This window comes from Pseudomonas monsensis (genome assembly GCF_014268495.2).
In the GTDB taxonomy this organism is placed as follows: domain Bacteria; phylum Pseudomonadota; class Gammaproteobacteria; order Pseudomonadales; family Pseudomonadaceae; genus Aquipseudomonas; species Aquipseudomonas monsensis.
This window is the reverse complement of record NZ_CP077087.1, coordinates 2,956,202-2,972,976: the sequence shown is the minus strand read 5'-3', so window position 1 is coordinate 2,972,976 and position 16,775 is coordinate 2,956,202. Positions and strand designations below refer to the sequence as shown.

Sequence of the window (16,775 nt, the reverse complement as noted above, 5' to 3'; positions counted from 1 at the left end):
TGATACACCGCTATCGCGAGCAGGCTCACTCCGACAGGGGATTGAGGCCAATTTCGGGTTTTTGTGGTGCGCAACTATTGCCGAACACGCAACAGCGGTAATCTGGCGGGCACACCAATAGCCCCCCGGAGCCTCGTCGGTATGGAACTTCACGTGGTGATCAACGGCCGCAAGGACCTCGCCGGCCAGTTGTACCAACAGCTGCGCGGGGCCATCGAATCCGGGCGGCTGGCGGCGGGCACGCAGTTGCCGCCCAGCCGCCTGTTGGCCGAACAACTGGGCATCTCGCGCAAGACCATTTCCGACACCTACGCCCAGTTGACCTACGAAAACTTCCTCACCGGAGTGATCGGCAAAGGCACTTACGTCAATGCGCGCCCGGCGCAGATTCAGCGCAAGCAAAGCCACACTGAACTGGCCAGCGCCGAGGTGATCGAGCGCTGGCGCACCCTGCCGATGTTCCTGCAGCACCCAACGCTGCAAGGCTCGCTGCGCTACGACTTCATCGGCGGCGCCACCAGCAAGGGCCAGTTTCCCCATGACGACTGGCGCCGCTGCGTCTCGCACGCCATGCGCCAGATGGCCCCCTCCAAGGGTTTCTACAGCGTGCCCGAAGGCCTTCCGGCGCTGCGCCATGCGATTGCCGGGCACATCGCGTTCTCACGCGGGATCAACTGCCAGGACGAAGACATCGTGGTGTGCAACGGTGCACAACAGGCGCTGGACTTGATCTCCCGCGTGCTGATCAGCCCCGGCAGCCGGGTGGCAATGGAAGACCCGGGCTACCCGCCAGCGCGTCTGCTGTTCGGCACCCACGGCGCACAAGTGGTCGGTGTGCCGGTGGATGCCGAAGGCATTGTGGCCGAGCAGATTCCCGAGGGCACGCGGCTGATTTACGTCACCCCGTCACACCAGTTCCCGCTGGGCATGTCGATGAGCCAGGCGCGCCGTGAAGCCTTGCTGGCCCGGGCCTATGAGCTGGGGGCGATCATCATCGAGGACGACTATGACAGCGAATTCCGCTACGAAGGTCGCCCCACTGACTCACTGCACGACCTCGATCAGCGCGGCATCGTCGCCTATGTCGGCACGTTCTCCAAAACCCTGCTGCCAGAGCTGCGCCTGGGCTACGCGATCCTGCCGCCGGCGATCCTCGAAGCGGTGATTCGCGCCAAAAAACTCACCGACCAGCATGCCCCGACCCTGCCGCAATGGGCGCTGGCCAAGTTCATCGCCGAGGGTTGTCTGCTCAAGCACATCCGCCGCTGCCACGCGATTTACGCCCAGCGCCGCGAACGGATTCTGGCGCGCATGGCGACCGATCTGTCGCCCTGGCTCGACGCGGTGCCAGCCAGTGCGGGCTTTCATATGGCGGTGCTCTGCAAGGTGCCGATCGATCTGCCGCTGGTGATCGAACTGGCGAAAAGGGTCGAGGTCGGCCTGTACTCCATCGACATTTTCTATGACCAGCAACCGGCGAAAAACGGCTTGTACTTCGGTTTCGGCGCCATTGAAACGCTGGACATTGATATCGCTCTGGATCGCCTGCGCGACATCCTGCAACAAGTTGCGTGAATGATTGGACTGGGTGATTAACCGCCGATTGGTTATTGGTGATCCGGGGGTGCAGGCCTATTCTGCATCAGCGTTATCCCTCAATGAGCAGGACTCGTCCGGCCTGATTAAGGAGTGTGAGCAATGTCCAACGAAGTGATCAACACCGTTCAGGTGCAGGCCGCCGCCGGCCGCTCGGAGGAGCTGGGCAGGCAACTGCAGAGGATCGTCGACACCTTGCGCGAGACACCCGGCTGCGATTCCTACCTGGTCGACCGCTGCCCCGAGGACAGCCACCGCTGGACGGTCAGCGCCCATTGGCAGTCGGAGGCGGCGATGCAGGCGCATTTCAACCGGCCCGAGGCGCAGGGGTTTATTGACCTGATTGATAGCCGGCTGGCCAATAGCGTCGATTTCAACTCGTTTCCTATCGTTTGACTTGCTGACGCCATCGCTGGCAAGCCAGCTCCCACAATTTTTTGTGTCGTACATTAATTTTCGAACGACGCTGAATCCTGTGGGAGCTGGCTTGCCAGCGATGGCTTATTTGCAAGCGCTGAAAATCCACAGATTGGTCACCCGATCTTCCCGAATATTGGCCGTTTGAATGCTCCGCCCTGCGGACTACTGTGATCAGCACCACCCCCGATCATCACAGGTAACCCGCCATGAAAGCCCTGCCCCTCTTCGCTGCCGCCCTCGCCCTGAGCCTTTGCACCACGGCCGTCTTCGCTCACGATCCGTCAGAAAAAGTCACCGTGCTGCAAGACCAGATGCTGAAAAACGCCCCCGGCAAAAAAGCCATGATGATCGAAGTGGACTACAAACCCGGCCAGTCCTCTATCGCCCACAAGCACGACGGCACGGCGATGGCTTACGTGCTGGAAGGTGAGGTGATTTCCCAGGTCAAGGGTGAATCACCGATCACTTACAAGAAGGGCCAGTTCTGGTACGAACCCGCCGGCTCCGAGCATCTGGTGTCGAAAAATGCCAGCCAGAGCAAACCGGCGAAGTTGCTGGTGTTCATGGTGCTGGCCCCGGATGAGCAAGTGTTGATCCCGCTGAAAAACTGATGGCTGTTTAACCAGCCAAAAATAATCAGGCGCAAATCGCGGATTGGCGCCTTTTTATTTCCCGGCGTCATTAACCTCTGCGAGTTACAGCAAATGAAACTATTCAACGGCGGTTCGCTCAGCAAATTGTCAGGTTGGCGGGTTTAGTCTGAGTTAACGGTCGTGATTAACGACTTTTAAACTGTCCGACTGATGTTGTTTCACGGGAGAAACACCATGAAACTTGCCTTTGCCAGTACCTTGGCGATATCGGTTCTAGCCTTGTCCGCCTGTTCAGTGCCCACCGCGCCGAAAGCCGTCTCGTCCCTCGACACCCTGTTCACCCAACCGGTCGCCCGCAGCAGCGCCGCGCAGGTGAAAAGCGGCCCCGGCGTGTCGCTCGGCGTGGTCTACAGCCCAGGCACCCAGACCAACCGCGAATACCTGCGCGACTATCAAGCCAACGCCGGCACCGGTTTCGGCCAGAGTTTGCTGGTGCAACCGATCCATGACGCCTATGTTGCCAGCTCCAAACCGGACATGGCGGTGGACTGGGTCAAGGCATCGCTGCAACGCCAGTTCGGCTCGGTGACGGTGTATCCGGACATGCACAGCCTGCGCGCAGCCAGACCGGATGTGGTGGCGATTGTCGACACCCACAGCCAGTTGATCACTTCGCGCAGTTCCGACATCAAGGCAGACGTGAGCGCGGACTTCTATGATGCGCAGTTGAATTACATCGGTACGGCGAAAGGCTCCGAGGCGAGAGAATTGACACCCGTGTGGGCGGACTTCAAACGTTCGGAGGAGATCGTGGCCGATATCAATCAGCAGCAGGATGTTCAAACTCGGGCGTTGCAGAAGTTTGACCAATCGCTCAACAATCTAGTCGCTAGACCTGCGGACAAAGTGTCGATGCTTGATAGCAAACAGTCATCTAAGTTGTATTGATGACAAGGGCCCCTTCGCGAGCAAGCTCGCTCCCACAGGGGGAATGCATTTCAAATGTGGGAGCGAGCTTGCTCGCGAAGGGGCCAGACTAGGCACCACAAAAATCTCAGGCATAAAAAAGCCCCTGCATCTCACAATGCAGGGGCTTTTTCATTCAACCACTACTTACGCCAGTTCAAGCTCGGCATTCGCAGCAGCCGGGGCCACCACGGCTTGCCCGCTCAAGGCGAGGTCCAGCAGTTCACGGTTGGCCACCGCATACATGGCGTAGTCCGTGCCGCTCGCTGCACGGATTTCCACCAGCATGGCGCGCCAGCGCGAGATCATGCTTTCGTGCTGCTCCATCCACAGCGCCAGGCGTGCTTCCACGTCCTGAGTGCCGTCGCCCTGTTGCAGGACGGAGATGGTGATCGCGCGTTGTTGCCAGTCGACATCGTCACGGAACGCTTCACGGGCCAGGGCCTGCCAGTTGTTTTCAACCGGCAGCGCGCTGATCTGTTGCAGGTACCAGGTGATGTCCAGCGCGCTGCCCACGGCGAAGTACGCCTTGGCCACTTCGGCCGGGTTCTGGCCAGTCACGTCGGATGCTTCGATGATCGGCAGCAGCGTGTACAGGTGCGAGGTGCCCGCGACCATACGCGCCAGCAACTCCGGCACACCGGCTTCGACGTAAGCCTGATAACGCGCCTGCCAGTTTTCGCGGATTTCGCCGCTCAGCAGTTCGTCGAGCTTCAGCCCCAGCTCTTTCAGGTGCGGACCGAAGTGCGCGACGTCACGGGCAGCGTTCTGCTCGTTGCGACGGGCACGCAGGAACCAGCGGGTAGCGCGGCGGCCCAGACGCATCAGTTCGTCCATCAGCTCCAGCTGCACGTCAGCGGAAACCTGATAGTCCAGCGCCTCGATCTGACGGAACCAGTGCGGGAGGTGGAAGATGTCACGCACGATCACGTAAGCACCGGCCACGTTCGCCGGGCTCATGCCGGTCGACTCTTTGAGTCGTTGAACGAAGGTGATGCCCATGTGGTTGACCAGGTCGTTGGCGATCTGGGTGCTGACGATCTCGCGCTTCAGACGGTGACGACGCATGGCCTCGGAGAACTTGCTGACCAGGGTCGGCGGGAACGCCGTTTCCATGTCGCGGGTCAGGTAATCGTCATCCGGCACCAGCGAGTTCAGCAGCTGTTCCTTGAGGTCGATCTTGCTGTACGAGATCAGCACCGACAGCTCAGGACGGGTCAGGCCATGGCCTGCCGCAACGCGCTCGTTGATCTGCTCTTCGGTCGGCAGGAACTCGATGGCACGGTCCAGCTTGCCACGGCCTTCCAGATCGCTCATCAGACGCTTGTACTCGGCAATGCGCTCGTAGGCACGACGCGCCGCCAGGGACAGGGCCTGGGTCTGCTTGTAGTTGTTGCCCAGCACCAGACCACCGACTTCGTCGGTCATGCTCGCCAGCAACTGGTTGCGTTGCTTGTCGGTCATGTCGCCAGCCTGAACCACTTCGTTCAGCAGGATCTTGATGTTCACTTCGTGGTCGGAGCAGTCCACGCCACCGGCGTTGTCGATGAAGTCGGTGTTGGAACCGCCGCCATTGAGGCCGAATTCCACACGCCCCAGTTGGGTCATGCCGAGGTTACCGCCCTCGCCCACTACTTTGCAGCGCAGTTCGTTGCCGTTCACACGCAGAGCATCGTTGGCCTTGTCGCCGACATCGGCGTGGCTTTCGGTGCTGGCTTTGACGTAAGTACCGATACCGCCGTTCCACAGCAGTTCCACTGGCGCCTTGAGCAAGGCGTTCAGCAGTTCGGTCGGGGTCAGCTTGTCCGCCTTGATGTCGAAGCGTTCCTGCATCTGCGGGGAGATCGCGATGCTCTTCGCGCTGCGCGAGAAGATACCGCCACCTTCGGACATGATGCTGGTGTCGTAGTCGGTCCAGGCCGAACGCGGCAGGTCGAACATGCGCTGACGCTCGGCGAAGCTGGTCGCCGGGTTCGGGTTCGGGTCGATGAAGATGTGCATGTGGTTGAAAGCCGCGACCAGTTGCAGCTTGTCGGACATCAACAGGCCGTTACCGAACACGTCACCGGCCATGTCACCCACGCCGACCACAGTGATGCTGTCTTCCTGAACATTGATGCCGCGCTCGCGGAAGTGACGCTGTACGCCAACCCACGCGCCCTTGGCGGTGATGCCCATTTTCTTGTGGTCGTAACCGGCCGAACCACCGGAAGCAAACGCGTCACCCAGCCAGAAGCCGTAGTCGATGGCGATGCCGTTGGCGATGTCGGAGAAGGTTGCAGTGCCCTTGTCCGCTGCCACTACCAGGTACGGGTCGTCATCGTCGTGGCGAACCACGTTCAATGGCGGTACCAGCGCGCCGTCTTTCAGGTTGTCGGTGATGTCCAGCAGACCCGAAATGAAGATGCGGTAGCAGGCAATGCCCTCGGCCGCGATCTCGTCACGGCTGCCGCCCAGTGGCAGGCGACGCGGCAGGAAGCCGCCCTTCGCGCCGACTGGCACGATGACCGAGTTCTTCACTTGCTGGGCTTTTACCAGGCCGAGGACTTCGGTACGGAAGTCTTCTTCACGGTCGGACCAGCGCAGACCACCGCGAGCGACGTTGCCGAAGCGCAGGTGCACGCCTTCAACGCGTGGCGAGTAAACGAAGATTTCGAACTTCGGTACCGGCTTCGGCAGTTCAGGGATCGCGTGCGGGTTGAACTTGAAGCTGAAGTACGACTTGTTCTGGCCGTTGGCGTCAGTCTGGTAGAAGTTGGTGCGCAGGGTGGCTTTGATCAGGTCGAGGTAACGACGCAGGATGCGGTCTTCGTTGAGCACCTGGACGTCGTCCAGTGCGCTCAGAATCGCCTGTTCCAGACGCTGCTGCTTGTCTTCCAGATCTTCATCGCTGAGTTTGCGCGCCAGATAGAAGCGGGTCTTGAACAACCGGGTCAGCTCGCGAGCGATGTCGGTGTGGTTGTTCAGGGTGCTGGCGATGTAACCCAGGTCGAAGCCCAGACGAATCTGCTTCAGGTAACGGGCATAGGCGCGCAGCAGCGCCACGTCACGCCACGGCAGGCCGGCGGTCAGCACCAGACGGTTGAACGCATCGTTCTCGGCATCGCCACGGACGATGTGCACGAACGCGTCCTGCAGGGTGTCGTTGAGTTGCTGGATGTCGAGGTCCAGGCCTTCGGCAGCGGTGAACGCGAAGTCGTGAATCCAGAACTCGCGGCCATTGGTGTGACGCAGACGGTACGGGAATTCACCCAGCACGCGCAGGCCGAGGTTTTCCAGAATCGGCAGCACGTCGGACAACGCCAGCGGCGTGTCGGCGTGATACAGCTTGCAATGCAGCTCGCGCTGGCCGGACACCTGGCCCAGCGGCTGATAGAAGCTCATCACCAGCGGATTTTTTTCGTTGAGGCTCAGCAGGTGCTGCATGTCGACCACGGCCGAATGCGCAGCGAAACGCTCGCGGTAGCCGGCCGGGAAGCCTTTCGGGAAGTCGGCCAGCACGTTGGTGCCGTGGGCTTCGCCGAAGCTTTCGACGGTCAGGGCGGCGTAGTCGTCCTGCCAGCTGCGGCAGGCTTGTACGACTTCTTTTTCCAGCAGCACCGGGTCGATGTCGATGCGGTTCTTCGGATCGACACGCAGGATCAGCTGCACGCGGGCCAGCACGGACTCGGAGAAGAACGTCCAGAATTCGCAGTCGGAGGCCTTCAGGCGCTCCATCAGCACTTGCTGGATCTTCTGGCGCACTTCGGTGGAATAGATGTCGCGCGGCACGTAGGCCAGGCAGTAGCAGAAACGACCGTACGGGTCTTTGCGCAGGAACACGCGGATCTTGTTGCGTTCCTGGATCTGCACGATCGACATCACGGTGGTGAACAGTTCGTCGACCGGAGTCTGGAACAGGTCATCACGCGGCAGTACTTCGAGGACCTGCGCCAGTTCCTTGCCCAGGTGAGCCTTGGACTGGAAGCCGGAACGGCGTTCGATTTCTTCGACCTTGCGGCGGATGAACGGGATGACCCGCACGCTCTCGCCATACACCGACGAGGTGTACAGGCCCATGAAACGGTGTTCCTTGATCACGTTGCCGTCCGCGTCGATTTCACGGATCGACACGTAATCCGGGTACGCCGGACGGTGCACGCGGCTCGGGTGCGCGGCCTTGGCGAACGACAGCAGGGTCGGTTCGCGCAGGTATTTTACTGCGTAGTCTTCGATACGCAGGTCTTCGTAGGTCAGGCCGGTGCGCAGCAGTTTGGTCAGGCCGAGGAAGGAATTCTGGTCGTATTCGATGTGGCCGCCATCGGCCTGATCGGTAACCACGAATTCTTCGTAGCCGAGGAAGGTGAAGTGGTTGCCCACCAGCCATTCCAGGAAGCTCTTGATTTCGTTCTTTTCGTCGGCATCGACGGCGAAGGCGCTGTGATCGAGCTTGGTGAGGATTTCCTGCACCTTGGCCTTCATCGGCTCGAAATCGGCGACCGCGACGCGGACTTCACCGAGCACCTGTTCCAGCTCTTTGCTCAGCACACTCAGTTCGGCCGCGTTGGCGCAGCGGTCGATTTCCAGGTACATCAGCGACTCGTGCAGCACGCCTTCACCGGTGCTGCCTTTTGGCAGGATTTCCAGCAGCTCGCCCTTGCTGCCACGGCGTACGCTGAGCACGGTGGTTTGCAGGGTGTGGATGCTGTAGCCGCGGCGGTTCAGTTCGGTGCGGACCGAGTCGACCAGGAATGGCAGGTCGTGGTGCAGCACTTCGACCGCGGTGTGGGTCGACTGCCAGCCGTGGCGTTCGTAATCGGGGTTGTAGACGCGCACTTGCGGTTGCGCGTGATCGAAGCGCTCAAGCAGGCGCCACGCGGAAAGAGTACAGCCAGCGAGGTCGGAGAGGCGACGTTGGGTCAGCTCGTCCAGGGAAATGATGCCGAAGAATTGTTCAGCGAACAGCGCCACTTGTGGCAGTGCCTGTTCACTGATGTGCTGCGCCAGTGCCGCTTGCAGTTGGTGCTGGAAGTCGGCTTTGCTGGCTGCGGTGAAGAACGCCATCTGTGGTACTCCGCTTAAGCTTGTTATTGATGGAAAGCGTCGCGTGCAACACCCCTTTCGGGGCCTGTGTCGCCCTGTTCCTGATTCTCGGGCAGAGGAAACAGGGTGACAGGTGGGTGAAGCTGGACGAGACACTCAGGTCACATTCACCTTCCATTGAATGGGCATCTGCAAAAACGACTGTCCGCACTGCCGACAATGCCTTTACAGGTGCTCATCCGTTGCGCAGCTTAATGGGTGCGACAATGTGTCTGCTTGCGGTGCTGCGACATATTCGGTCATTGGCACGTAAACAAAGGATTTGGCACCGATAAACACTAGCAGTCATGGCGGAAAACGGCGGCCTGAATGCCCGCTTTTACGGTACAGGCGTCCCAGAAGTGACCATTGACCTGTGCCGTGCGCGCGACACATCCTCTGACACTCTCACATGCAGAAATTCCCGAGGGCTGGCAGAATCGCGCCCTATTGCGACCGACACGCCCCTCAAGGCAGGAATTGACCATGCAAATGAACACCGCCCTACTGATCGTCAACCCGTGCGACGACGAAGAAGACAACATGGCCATGATTGGCTGCCACACCGACAAGGGCGAGATGTTCGTAATGAGCCGCTATCCGGACGAGGATGAGCTGGAGATCACCCTGGATGGCGAGCCGTCGACGCTGGACGGGGTGAAAGTCACCCTGAGCAAGACGCTGCTGAAGATCGAGATCGCGGCGGCGGATGCCGATGCGTTGAACGGGGATGATGTGCTGGAAATCACCTTCAACCCGGATATGGTTGATCTGGATGAGGTTGTTGAGACTTTGAAGAATATCCTTGATGGGACGGGTACCTTCATCAGCGAGATTTGATGGCGTCTGAACTGGCCCCATCGCTGGCAAGCCAGCTCCCACAGTGACCGATGTGTTGCACAAATTGCATGCGCATCGCTGATACCTGTGGGAGCTGGCTTGCCAGCGATGGGGCCGGAACTGCCACCGCAACACTCTCCCACTACAAAAATCCAACAATTGCCCCAGTCATTTCCCGCACTTTGCGCAAAATGCCGTTAGTCGCCACCCCCCTCGATGGATTAAAGTAACGCCCCCAGCCCCGGCGTTATCCGAACGCCTGCGGCCACCCCTTTCCAGGAACAGTCACCGATGGAACATCGTGAAGCGCTGCTGGCGCTGCGAACCTTTCTTTCAACGCAGATTCTCGGCCAGGAAAAACTCATCGAGCGCTTGCTCATCGCCCTGCTCGCCGACGGTCACATGCTGGTCGAGGGCGCGCCGGGTCTGGCCAAGACCAAAGCGATCAAAGAACTCGCCGAGGGCATCGAAGCCCAGTTCCATCGCATTCAGTTCACCCCGGACCTTTTGCCTGCCGACATCACCGGCACCGAGATCTATCGCCCGGAAACCGGCAGCTTCGTGTTCCAGCAGGGGCCGATCTTCCACAACCTGGTGCTGGCGGACGAAATCAACCGCGCCCCGGCCAAGGTGCAATCGGCGCTGCTCGAAGCCATGGCCGAACGTCAGGTCAGTGTCGGGCGCAGCACCTATGAGCTGTCGCCGCTGTTTCTGGTGATGGCCACGCAGAACCCGATCGAGCAGGAAGGCACCTACCCGCTGCCGGAAGCGCAGCTCGACCGCTTCCTCATGCACGTGAAAATCGGTTTCCCGGATGCTGCCGTCGAACGCCGCATCCTGCAGCAGGCCCGTGGCGAAGCGCTGAACGGCGAAACCAAACCGGAACGCCGCGTCAGCCAGCAGGCGATTTTCGCTGCGCGCAAGGAAATCCTCGGTCTGTACATGGCCGATGCGGTGGAGGAATACCTGGTGCAACTGGTTATGGCCACGCGCAACCCGGCCAAGTTCGACCCGGAAATGGCCGAGTGGATCGCCTACGGTGCGAGCCCGCGTGGCTCGATCGCCCTCGACCGTTGCGCACGTGCCCACGCCTGGCTGGCCGGTCGCGACTTTGTCAGCCCCGAAGACATCCAGGCGGTGCTGTTCGACGTGTTGCGTCATCGCATCATTCTGTCGTTTGAAGCCGAAGCCGCCGGCATTGATCAGGATCGGGTGGTGCAGCGGATTCTCGACGTCGTAGCCGTCGCTTGACCCCCATGAACGCCCCCCTGCCATCCGAACCGGGCATCCGTGTCAGCCTCGCCGAGCTGATCGAGATGCGCCACCGTGTGCGCGAGGTGCAGCTGTTTTCCACGCCGAGTCAGCGCAGCCCGCTGATCGGTCTGCACCACTCGAAATTCCGTGGTCGCGGCGTCGACTTCGATCAGGTGCGGGTCTACCAGGCTGGCGACGACGTGCGCACCATCGACTGGCGCGTGACGGCGCGCACGCAGGAGCCGCACACCAAGCTGTTCCATGAAGAACGCGAACGGCCGATTTTCATCATGGTCGAGCAAAGCACGCGGCTGTTTTTCGGTTCCGGGCTGATGTTCAAGTCGGTGCTCGCGGCGCAAGCGGCGGCGCTGATCGGCTGGGCCGCGCTGGGCCACAACGACCGGGTTGGCGGGCTGGTGTTCGGCGACAACGAGCACTACGAAATCAAACCGCGCCGCAGCAAGCAGAGCCTGCTGCAATTGCTCAACCGCCTGGTGAAGGTCAATCAGTCGCTGCATTCGGAGCGTGAGCCGGATCGTGACGCACTCGGCGTGGCCCTGCGGCGGGCACGGGAAGTGTTGCGTCCAGGCAGTCTGGTGATCGTGATCTGCGACGAGCGCGCGTTGTCCGACAGTGCCGAACAGCAACTGAGCCTGCTGTCGCGCCATTGCGACCTGCTGATGCTGCCGCTGTCCGATCCGCTGGATCACGCCCTGCCCGCTGCCGGCCTGTTACGCTTCGCCGAGCGCGGTGCCCAGCTGGAACTCGACACCCTCAATTTCGACCTGCGCCAGACCTACCGCGCCCAGGCCGAAGCGCGCATCGCCCGCTGGGAATTGCTCGCACAGAAACTGCGGGTGCTGCTGATGCCGCTGAGCACGCAAAGTGAAATGGTCGAGCAGATGCGCGAGTTCCTTAATCCGCAGCGGCCGGGGACCGGGCGATGAACGGCCTCGAACAACTGCAACCGCTGATTTCGCCGCCACCGATTGCCTTCTGGCCGCCGGCGCCGGGCTGGTGGCTGCTGCTGTTGCTGCTGCCATTGCTCGGCTATGGCGCGTGGCGTTTGCGCCGCTTCATCCCGCTCAAGAAGCGCCCCATCGTGCGCGCCGAACAGCCGCTGGACCCGGTGCGCATCGCCGCCCTCGCCGAACTCGCCCAAATGCCCAAGCCCTATGACGGCGCGCCGGCCGGGGCCTGGCTGCAACAGCTCAACGGCCTGCTCAAGCGCTTGTGCCGCAACCATTACCCTTACAGCCAGAGCCACACACTCAACGGCCGCAAATGGCTGGCGTTCCTCGATAACCGTTGCCCGGCGGCCGGCCTGACGCGCTGGATGGTCTTGGTCGAAGGCGCCTACAAACCGGAATGCAAACTCGACGACAAAGCCATCGCCGGCCTGACCCAGGCCGTCGACACCTGGATTCGCAAGCATGTTTGAGTTCGCCTGGCCGTGGATCTTTGCCCTGTTGCCGCTGCCGTGGCTGATGCGTCTTGTGCTGCCGGTGGCCGACAGTGGCGAGCCGGCGTTGAAAGTCAGCTTTCTCTCGGACCTTGAAGGCCTCGCCCGCCGTCGCGCCCGGGCCAATCTGCCGGCGTGGCGTCAGCAGGCGCCATTCATGTTGCTGTGGTTATTGCTGTTGACCGCGGCCGCGCGCCCGCAATGGCTCGGCGAGCCGCTGCCGATTGCCGCCAGTGGCCGTGATCTGCTGGTGGCGGTGGACGTGTCCGGTTCGATGGACTTCCCCGACATGCAGTGGCAGGACGAAGACGTCAGTCGCTTGTCGCTGGTGCAGCACCTGCTCGGCGACTTTCTGGAAAGCCGCGATGGCGACCGCGTTGGCTTGATCCTGTTCGGCAGTAAGGCCTATTTGCAGGCGCCGCTGACCTTCGACCGTCACACCGTGCGGGTCTGGCTCGACGAAGCGCGGATCGGCATCGCCGGCAAGAACACTGCCATCGGCGACGCCATCGGTCTGGCCCTGAAACGCCTGCGCCTGCGTCCGGCACAAAGCCGCGTGCTGATTCTGGTCACTGACGGCGCCAACAATGGTGGCGAGATTGATCCGCTGACGGCGGCGAAACTGGCGGCCAGCGAAGGCGTGAAGATTTACCCGATCGGCATTGGCGCCAATCCCGAGGACAGCGGCTCGACCGGCCTGCTCGGAGTCAATCCGAGCCTGGACCTCGACGAGCCGGCACTCAGAGCCATCGCCGAGGCCACCGGCGGCCAGTATTTCCGCGCCCATGACGGCAAGGAACTGCAAGCGATCAAGGACACCCTCGATCAGCTCGAGCCGGTGACCCAGCAACCGACCGAGGCGCGCCCGGCGCAAGCCCTGTATCAGTGGCCGCTGGCCCTCGCCCTGTGGCTGAGCCTGTTGCTGGTCGCTCGCGAGTTGTGGCCGGACAATCCGCTGCAACGCCTGTTCACCAAGGAGCTGTATCTGCAAAGTCCGTTGCCTGACTGGCGCGAGCGCCTCAAGCGTCTGCGTCTGCGGAGGCGCCGATGATCGCGCTCTGGCCGCACTGGTTCCGTCCGTGGTGGTTGCTGCTGTTGCCGCTGCTCGGCTGGCTGCTCTGGCAACTCTGGCATCGGCAGAAACGTGCCGGGCGCTGGCAGATGATTCTGCCGCCGGCGTTTCATGCCACCCTGCTCAGCGGCGGTAATGGCCGCGACAGCAAGTTGCCGTGGGTCGCCCTCGGTGCGGCGTGGTTGCTGACCGTTCTGGCGTTGCTCGGGCCGAGTTGGGAGCGGGTCGAACAGACCAGCCAGAAACCCGCCGACCCGCTGGTGGTGATCCTCGAACTGACCCCGGAGATGCTCGCCACCGACTCACCACCGACTCGCCTGGAACAGGCGCGGCGCAAGCTGTTCGACCTGTTGCAGGCGCGCAGCGATGCGCAGACCGCCATCGTCGTCTACGCCGGCAGCGCGCACACGCTGGTGCCGCTGTCGGATGACCTGGCGACCAGTCGCAATCTGCTCGACGCACTCAAGCCGTCGTTGATGCCGGAAAGCGGCCATCGCGCTGATCTGGCCGTGAGTAAAGCGCTGGCCCTGCTGAAACAGGGCGCGCTTGGTCAGGGGCGGATTCTGTTGATCGGCTCGTCGCTGGATGAAGAAGAACGCCAAGGCATTCGCCGGGCACTGAGCGGGCAATCGCCACAATTGCTGATGCTCGGCATCGGCACCGCCGAAGGTGCGCCGATCGCCCAGGAGGACGGCAGTTTCCTCAAGGACGAACAAGGCGCGATCCGCGTCCCGCAACTCGACAGCCCGGGGCTTGCAGCCTTCCTCAACAGCGTTGGCGGCGAATACCACGCTGCGCGTCTGGACGAAAGCGACTTGGGCAGCCTCGGCCTGCTTAACGGCCCGCGCAGCTTGCGCAACGACGGCCAGACCGTGCGTCTCGACACGTGGGCCGATCAGGGTTACTGGCTGTTGTTGCCGCTGCTGTTGCTCGCCGCTTGCGCCGGGCGCCGTGGGTGGTTGTTCTGCCTGCCGCTGCTGTGGTGCCTGCCACAACCCAGCTACGCTTTTGACTTCGAGGACTTGTGGCTGCGCCCCGACCAACAAGGCCTGCACTTGCTCAAACAGAAGCGCCCGGCCGAAGCCGCACAACATTTCGCAGATCACCAGTGGCAAGGGGTAGCGTTGTACGAGGCCGGCGACTACAGTGGCGCCGCCCAGCGGTTCGCCGAAGGCAGCGATGCCCGCGCCCACTACAATCGAGGCAACGCCCTGGCGAAAAGCGGTGAGCTGGAAGCGGCCATCGACGCCTATGAACAGGCGCTGGAACTGCAACCGGATCTGCGTCCGGCGCAGACCAACAAGGCGCTGGTGGAAAACCTGCTGAAGCAGAAACGCACCCCGCCGCCACCCGAGCCGGAAAAATCCCCGGCGCAGCAGAATCTGCCCGGCGACGAACCACCGCCGGCGACCGCACCGCCCCCGGCGGTGAACAGCGAGACCCAGAGCGAGGCGCATCCCGCCGAGTCGGCCAGCGAACCGCCCGCAACCGCACCGCCGCAGCCAGGCCCCAACGAAGTGCCAGGCAGCGATGAGGAAGAACAAACGGACACCGTGCCGACGCTGCGCCCGAGCGAGAACAACCTCGAAGGCGAGCAACGTCAGGCCCTGGAACAATGGCTGGGCAAGATCCCGGACGATCCGGGGGAATTGCTGCGACGCAAATTCTGGTACGAACAGCAACAACATCAGGATCAGGAAAACACTCGATGACCCGCTTCACCGCTCTCTTGCTGCCCCTGCTGATCTGCACGGCCACCGCCCAGGCGGCCGAGCTGACGGCCAGCGTGGATCGCAGTCGCCTGAACTCCGGCGAGACGGTCGAGCTCACCCTCGAAACCAACGATGTCACCCAGTTCGGCAAACCTGACCTGACGCCGCTGGAAGCGCTGTTCGAAGTGCGTGGCACGCGCCAGGTCAACCAGTTGAACACGCTCAATGGCGACAACCGCGCAACCACCCGCTGGATCATTACCCTGCTGCCGAAAGAGAACGGCAGCGTGGTGATTCCGCCGCTGCAACTGGGTGACGTGCAGAGCCAGCCGATCACCGTGCAAGTGGTCGAGAGCGACACCCGCGAAGAGAAAAACAACCTCGACCCGGTGTTCATCGAGGCCAGCCTCGATCAGTCCAGCGTCTATGTGCAGGCCCAGGCGATCCTGACCCTGCGCATCTACCATTCGGTGTCGCTGTACGACGACAGCAGCCTGACCCCGCTGCAAATCGCCGATGCGCGAATCGAGCAGCTCGGCGACACCCGCACCTATGAGAAAGACATCAACGGCGTGCGCCATGGCGTGATCGAAATGCGCTATGCGATCTACCCGCAGCACAGCGGCTTGCTGACCATCGCGCCGCAGATTTTCAGCGCCACGCTGGTCGACACGCAGCCCGCGCAGGACACGACCGCACAAGGCCCGAAACCAGGCAAGCTGATGCGCGTCAGCTCTTCGCCAATCCCGCTGACGGTCAAACCCAAACCCCTGACCTACCCGGTCGACGCACCATGGTTACCGGCGCGCAGCCTGAGCCTGAGCGAGAGCTGGAACCCGGAGCCGGAACACACGCAAGTCGGCGACTCCCTGACCCGCAGCCTGACGCTGCGGGTCGAGGGGCTGGCCAGTTCGCAACTGCCGACCCTGCCCGGCACCGACGTCAACGGCCTGCGCCGCTACCCCGATCAACCGGTATTGAGCAACCAGAGCACTGACCGCGGCCTGGTCGGCAGCCGCGAAGAGCGCGAAGCCTTGGTGCCGAGCCGCAGCGGTTCGATCGAATTGCCGACCGTGTACGTGGTGTGGTGGAACACCTTCGAAGACCATCTGGAACATACCAGCCTGCCCGCGCGCACCCTGCAAGTGGCGAACAATCCGAGCCTGCAGGTCGATACGCCGACCGGCAACCTGCAACCGGGCGTCGTCGATAACGATGTGTTGTGGTGGTGGAAACTCAGCACGCTGATTCTGGCCTGCACCACCCTGCTCGGCTTCGGCCTGTGGTGGCGCGCACGCTGGCAACCGGCGGTGCATCGTGCCGCGCAAACCGGGCCGAGCCCGCGCACCTTGATGGACGACATCAAACGGGCGTGCCAGGCCAATGATCCGCAAGCGACGCGGCAGGCGCTGGATGCGTGGGCGCGGCAGCAGCCGGAGACGCTTGCGGATATGGCGGCGCGCTTTGTACCGCTGTCGGATGCACTCGACGGCCTCAACGGCGCGCTGTACAGCGAAACCGGCCAGCACTGGCAAGGTGAGGATCTGTGGCGGGCGATTCGCACGATTCCAGCGGCGGAGCGGGTGCAAGACCCGGTGGCTGACAGCGGCTTGCCGCCGCTTTATCCGAAATAAACCGTCCCCGGAATGCAGGGAATTCCGGGGCGAGGGCGCTTGCTCCCTCGCCACAACCTCCACGGCCCAGCACCGCTGTCGCCACATCAGCCCTCCTGCCGCAATAATCTGTAAACTCTCCCCTCTTTCGCCGCCGTCATTTTCCAGCGGCCATTACCTCTTTTA

Annotated in this window: 12 protein-coding genes; 11 read left to right on the top strand and 1 reads right to left on the bottom strand. The window is 62.1% G+C overall.

The genetic code is table 11. The features are described 5' to 3' along the window. Positions 1-141 precede the first annotated feature (141 nt). The 4 genes from pdxR (at position 142) to HV782_RS13020 (ending at position 3,557) form a co-directional block, all read left to right on the top strand. Positions 142-1,575 (top strand): MocR-like pyridoxine biosynthesis transcription factor PdxR, encoded by a 1,434-nt coding sequence (gene pdxR, locus HV782_RS13035; protein WP_186748462.1) that lies wholly within the window; start codon positions 142-144, stop codon positions 1,573-1,575. Between the two features lie 123 nt (positions 1,576-1,698). Then, positions 1,699-1,992 carry a putative quinol monooxygenase gene (locus HV782_RS13030; protein ID WP_123468040.1) on the top strand — a complete coding sequence of 98 codons (294 nt, stop codon included), beginning with the start codon at positions 1,699-1,701 and terminating at the stop codon, positions 1,990-1,992. Positions 1,993-2,222: 230 nt separating this feature from the next. Further along, positions 2,223-2,627 carry a cupin domain-containing protein gene (locus HV782_RS13025; RefSeq protein ID WP_186748463.1) on the top strand — a complete coding sequence of 135 codons (405 nt, stop codon included), beginning with the start codon at positions 2,223-2,225 and terminating at the stop codon, positions 2,625-2,627. 216 nt (positions 2,628-2,843) lie between these two features. Next, entirely contained in the window at positions 2,844-3,557 is a 714-nt protein-coding gene (locus HV782_RS13020; RefSeq protein WP_186748464.1) for an ATPase, read from the top strand. 165 nt (positions 3,558-3,722) lie between these two features. Here HV782_RS13020 and HV782_RS13015 read toward each other — a convergent pair whose 3' ends face one another. Next, positions 3,723-8,618: an NAD-glutamate dehydrogenase gene (locus HV782_RS13015; RefSeq protein WP_186748465.1), complete on the bottom strand. Its 4,896-nt coding sequence runs from the start codon at positions 8,616-8,618 to the stop codon at positions 3,723-3,725. Between the two features lie 504 nt (positions 8,619-9,122). On the opposite strand from HV782_RS13015, the gene HV782_RS13010 reads away from it, so the two are divergent. From HV782_RS13010 to HV782_RS12980, 7 genes are all read left to right on the top strand, one after another. After that, positions 9,123-9,476: a hypothetical protein gene (locus HV782_RS13010; protein ID WP_186748466.1), complete on the top strand. Its 354-nt coding sequence runs from the start codon at positions 9,123-9,125 to the stop codon at positions 9,474-9,476. A 291-nt stretch (positions 9,477-9,767) separates the two neighbouring features. Further along, positions 9,768-10,727 (top strand): AAA family ATPase, encoded by a 960-nt coding sequence (locus HV782_RS13005; RefSeq protein WP_007913915.1) that lies wholly within the window; start codon positions 9,768-9,770, stop codon positions 10,725-10,727. Positions 10,728-10,732: 5 nt separating this feature from the next. Next, positions 10,733-11,677 (top strand): DUF58 domain-containing protein, encoded by a 945-nt coding sequence (locus HV782_RS13000; RefSeq protein WP_123468030.1) that lies wholly within the window; start codon positions 10,733-10,735, stop codon positions 11,675-11,677. Then, on the top strand, positions 11,674-12,171 hold the full coding sequence (locus HV782_RS12995) for a DUF4381 domain-containing protein (RefSeq protein WP_123468028.1): 498 nt from the start codon (positions 11,674-11,676) through the stop codon (positions 12,169-12,171). The genes HV782_RS13000 and HV782_RS12995 overlap by 4 nt, the downstream gene beginning before the upstream one ends. Beyond that, positions 12,164-13,243, top strand: a complete 1,080-nt coding sequence (locus tag HV782_RS12990; RefSeq protein WP_123468026.1) for a vWA domain-containing protein — start codon at positions 12,164-12,166, stop codon at positions 13,241-13,243. Before HV782_RS12995 ends, HV782_RS12990 begins: the two co-directional genes overlap by 8 nt. Then, positions 13,240-14,976, top strand: a complete 1,737-nt coding sequence (locus tag HV782_RS12985; RefSeq protein ID WP_186748467.1) for a vWA domain-containing protein — start codon at positions 13,240-13,242, stop codon at positions 14,974-14,976. Before HV782_RS12990 ends, HV782_RS12985 begins: the two co-directional genes overlap by 4 nt. Next, entirely contained in the window at positions 14,973-16,610 is a 1,638-nt protein-coding gene (locus HV782_RS12980) for a BatD family protein (protein WP_186748468.1), read from the top strand. Before HV782_RS12985 ends, HV782_RS12980 begins: the two co-directional genes overlap by 4 nt. The last annotated feature ends 165 nt before the right edge of the window (positions 16,611-16,775 follow it).

Excerpts from the sequence above, each read along its gene's own strand:
- pdxR (WP_186748462.1), top strand. The coding sequence starts at position 142 with ATGGAACTTCACGTGGTGATCAACGGCCGCAAGGACCTCGCCGGCCAG.
- HV782_RS13030 (WP_123468040.1), top strand. The coding sequence starts at position 1,699 with ATGTCCAACGAAGTGATCAACACCGTTCAGGTGCAGGCCGCCGCCGGC.
- HV782_RS13025 (WP_186748463.1), top strand. The coding sequence starts at position 2,223 with ATGAAAGCCCTGCCCCTCTTCGCTGCCGCCCTCGCCCTGAGCCTTTGC.
- HV782_RS13020 (WP_186748464.1), top strand. The coding sequence starts at position 2,844 with ATGAAACTTGCCTTTGCCAGTACCTTGGCGATATCGGTTCTAGCCTTG.
- HV782_RS13015 (WP_186748465.1), bottom strand. The coding sequence starts at position 8,618 with ATGGCGTTCTTCACCGCAGCCAGCAAAGCCGACTTCCAGCACCAACTG.
- HV782_RS13010 (WP_186748466.1), top strand. The coding sequence starts at position 9,123 with ATGCAAATGAACACCGCCCTACTGATCGTCAACCCGTGCGACGACGAA.
- HV782_RS13005 (WP_007913915.1), top strand. The coding sequence starts at position 9,768 with ATGGAACATCGTGAAGCGCTGCTGGCGCTGCGAACCTTTCTTTCAACG.
- HV782_RS13000 (WP_123468030.1), top strand. The coding sequence starts at position 10,733 with ATGAACGCCCCCCTGCCATCCGAACCGGGCATCCGTGTCAGCCTCGCC.
- HV782_RS12995 (WP_123468028.1), top strand. The coding sequence starts at position 11,674 with ATGAACGGCCTCGAACAACTGCAACCGCTGATTTCGCCGCCACCGATT.
- HV782_RS12990 (WP_123468026.1), top strand. The coding sequence starts at position 12,164 with ATGTTTGAGTTCGCCTGGCCGTGGATCTTTGCCCTGTTGCCGCTGCCG.
- HV782_RS12985 (WP_186748467.1), top strand. The coding sequence starts at position 13,240 with ATGATCGCGCTCTGGCCGCACTGGTTCCGTCCGTGGTGGTTGCTGCTG.
- HV782_RS12980 (WP_186748468.1), top strand. The coding sequence starts at position 14,973 with ATGACCCGCTTCACCGCTCTCTTGCTGCCCCTGCTGATCTGCACGGCC.